Raw genomic sequence first — 4,080 nt, 5'->3', positions numbered from 1 at the left:
AACGCCACAGGCGTCGACATCACCGTCACACCACCGGCCAACGCCAGCGAACACTCCCCCGCCCGCAACGCCTGCGCCGCCAAATGCATCGACACCAACGAGGACGAACACGCCGTATCGACCGTCACCGCCGGGCCTTCGAGCCCCAACGTATACGACACCCGCCCCGACACCACGCTGCCCGCACTGCCGTTGGCCTGATAGCCCTCGAACTCGGAGCCGTGCAACAAGGTCCCGTAGTCGTTGTACATCACCCCCGCGAACACACCCGTCCGGCTCCCCCGCAGCGACACCGGATCAATCCCCGCCTGCTCAAACGCCTCCCACGACGTCTCCAACAACAACCGCTGCTGCGCATCCGTCGCCAACGCCTCACGCGGACTCAACCCGAAGAACGCCGCGTCAAACTCAGCCGCATCCTGCAGGAACCCGCCTTCACGGGTGTAGGAGGTGCCGAAGTGATCAGGGTCCGGGTCGTACAGCGCCTCCAGATCCCAGCCCCGGTCGCCCGGAAAGCCCGAGATGGCGTCCTGACCGCCGACCACCAGACGCCACAGGTCCTCAGGAGAACGCACCCCACCCGGATAGCGGCAGGCCATCCCCACGACCACCACCGGGTCGTCGGACACGATCGGCAGCGCCTGGTCGCGGACCTGGTCCAGGGCCGATCCGTCGGTCCGCGCCGCGAACAGCTCGCGGTGCAGATGGTCGGAGAGCGCGACCACCGTCGGGTAGTCGAAGACGAGGGTGGCGGGCAGCCGCAGCCCCGTGGCGGTGTTCAGCCGGTTGCGCAGCTCCACCGCCGTCAGCGAGTCGAACCCCAGATCCTGGAAGGAGCGAGAGACCCCGACCTCGCCGGATCCCGTATGGCCGAGCACCAGCGCCACCTGGCCACGCACCAGGTCGACCAGCGCCTCGCGACGGTCGGTGGCGCTCAGGCCGCGGAGGCGTTCGACGAGGGTGGCGGCCTCGCCCGAGCTCGGCAGCGTATGCCGGCGGGTGCGGGTGCGGATCAGAGAGCGCAGAAGCGGCGGGATCTCTCCACGTACGCGGAGCGCGGGCAGGTCGAGCCGGACCGGTACGACGGCGGCCTCACCCGTCGCCAGCGCCGCGTCGAACAGCGCGACACCCTCCTCGACGGACAACGGCGGCGTACCCGCGCGCGTCATGCGTTCCACGTCCGCGTCGGTCAAGCCGCTGGTCATTCCGCCTGCCCGGGACCATGGGCCCCACGCCAGCGACACCGCCGGAAGCCCGGCCGTACGTCGATGTTCGGCCAGTGCGTCGAGGAACGCGTTCGCTGCCGCATAGTTCCCCTGGCCTGCCGAGCCGAACGTACCCGCCACCGAGGAGAACGTTACGAAGGCCGTCAGGTCCAGCTCACGCGTCGCCTCGTGCAGCGCCCATGCCGCGTCGATCTTGGGCCGCGCCACCTTGGCCAGCCGTTCCGGCGTCAGCGCCTCCAGTACACCGTCGTCGAGGACACCCGCCGTATGCACCACGGCCCGCACCGGGCGGTCCGCCGGTACATCCGCCAGCAGGGCGCCCACCGCATCGCGATCCGCCACATCACACGCCACCGCGCGCACATGGGCGCCATGACCCGTCAGTTCCGAGACCAGTTCGGCCGCCCCGTTCGCCGCGCCGCCACTGCGGCTGGCCAACAGTAGATGCCGGACGCCGTGCTCGACCACCAGGTGCCGGGCCAGCACACCGCCCAGTCCACCCGTGCCGCCCGTGATCAACACGGTGGCCTCAGGATCCCACGCCACCCCGGCCGTCTCCTCGCCAACGGCAGGGGTACGGAGCAGCCTGCCCGCCAGGACGGCACCGTCCCGGACGGCCGTCTGCGGTTCGTCCGACCCGAGGGCTTCGGCCACCGCCGCGGCGGACAGCTGCCCGCCGTCGAGGTCCAGCAGGGCGAACCGGTCCGGGTGCTCCGTCTGCGCCACGCGGACCAGGCCCCATACGGACGCGGCCGCAAGGTCCTCTCCCGTGGTCGCGCCACGCGTCATGAACACCAGACGGGACCGCGTCCACCGCTCGTCCGACAGCCACGTCTGCAGCACACCCAGGATCCGGGACGTCACCTCATACGTGGCGCCCACCACATCGCCCTCGGGCCCCGACACGGGCATCAGCACCACGGCGGGCGATGGGTCCTCGCCTGCCGCGAGGGCGGCGAGGTCTTCGCAGCCGACAACGGCCAGCCCTGTCGTCCGCAGCCCCTCGACGAGTCCGCCGTCATCGGGCCCGACGACGGCCACGGAGGCCGGGGGCACCGTCGAGGCGCGCACCGGCGTCCAGTCCAGGCGGAAGAGCGAATCCGCCACGGCGCCACCGGTGTCGTCGGATGGCTCGGCCGACATCGCGCGCAGGGCAAGCGACTCCACGGAGAGCACGGGCCGCCCCGAGGGATCGGTGGCCTCCAGGGACAAGGTGTCCGGCCCGGCCGACGACAGCCGCACCCGTAGCGCCGACGCTCCGGCCCCGTACAAAGACACTCCCGACCACGAGAAGGGCAGCACACCGGGCCGGACCTCGGTCCCCGCCCAGGAGGCCGCGTGCAGCGCGGTGTCGAGCAGCGCGGGGTGCAGCCCGAAGGCGGCGGCGTCCGCCTCGGGAGCGTCTGGCAGCGCCACCTCGGCGAATACGTCGGTGCCGCGCCGCCACGCCGACCGCAGGCCCTGGAAGAGCGGCCCGTAGTCGAAGCCGAGCTCGGCGAACCGCTCGTAACAGCCGCTCAGATCCACCCGTTCGGCACCCTCCGGCGGCCACACCGGCCAGCCGCCCACAGGGACGCCGCGCCCGGCCATCACCAGCACCCCGTCGGCGTGCAGCACCCACTCCTCCGACCGGCCCTCCGGCCGGGAGTACACACTGACCTGGCGACGGCCCGCCTCGTCCGGATCGCCGACAACCAGCTGCACCTGCACGGCGCCCTGCTCCGGCAGCGTGAGCGGCGCCGCCAGCGTAAGCTCCGCCACCCGGTCGCAACCGACCTCATCGCCCGCCCGGACCGCCAACTCCAACAGCGCGGTACCCGGCACCAGCACACGCCCCGACACCCTGTGATCGGCCAGCCACGCATGCGACCGCAGCGGAAGCGACAGCCGCCCGGTGAACAGCCGCCCTTCGGAGCCCGCCAGCTCCACGGCGCCGTTGAGCAGCGGATGCTCCGCCGAGGTGAGGCCGAACGCCACGGCGTCTTCGACCGACGGTTCGGTACGCGGCCAGAACCACCCGCGTTGGAAGGCGTAGGTGGGCAGATCCACCCGACGGGCACCCGGGAACAGGGCCGCCAAGTCGGCCTCCACACCATCGACGTACAGCTGCGCCAGCGCGGCGGTGACCGCGTGCTCCTCTCCCCGGTCCTTGCGCAACGCCGGCACCAGCACCGCGCCGTCCGAGGCCGATTCGGCCGCCAGGGCCAACAGCGACGCGTCCGGCCCGACCTCGACGAACCTGCGTACCCCTGCGTGGCCCAACGCCGCTATGGCGTCGGAGAACCGCACTGTGGCCCGCACATGCTCGACCCAGTAGTCGGCGGAGCACAGCTGCTCCTCCGTAGCAGGCCCGCCTGTCACATTGGACACCACCGGAATGGCCGGGGGCCGGTAGGACAGCCCTTCGGCCACGGTACGGAACTCGTCCAGCATCGGGCCCATCAGCGGGGAGTGGAAGGCGTGTGACACCCGCAGCCGACTGGTCTTCCGCCCCTGCGCCGCAAACCGCTCCGCAAGCTCCAACACCTCCCGCTCCGCCCCGGACACCACCACCGAACCAGGACCGTTGACAGCCGCGATCGACACGTCACTGGACAGCAGCGGCACCACCTCGTCCTCAGCCGCCCGCACCGCCACCATCGCCCCACCGGCGGGCAACCCCTGCATCAACCGACCCCGCGCCACCACCAGCGCACACGCATCCGCCAGCGACAACACCCCCGCCACATGCGCGGCCGCAATCTCACCGACCGAATGCCCCACCAGATAGTCAGGGGTGATCCCCCAGGACTCCAGCAGCCGGAACAGCGCCACTTCCACCGCGAACAGGGCGGGCTGAGTGAACTCCGTACGG

At 71.5% G+C, this 4,080-nt stretch carries 1 protein-coding gene; it reads right to left on the bottom strand.

Annotation, left to right across the window (positions count from 1 at the left end; all coding sequences use genetic code 11):
* The coding region (locus ACWDSL_RS52265; RefSeq protein ID WP_450496693.1) for an SDR family NAD(P)-dependent oxidoreductase at positions 1 to 4,080 on the bottom strand (4,080 nt) is incomplete at both ends.

The organism is Streptomyces sp. NPDC000941 (assembly GCF_053599555.1).
This window is presented reverse-complemented; position numbering and strand designations above follow the sequence as displayed.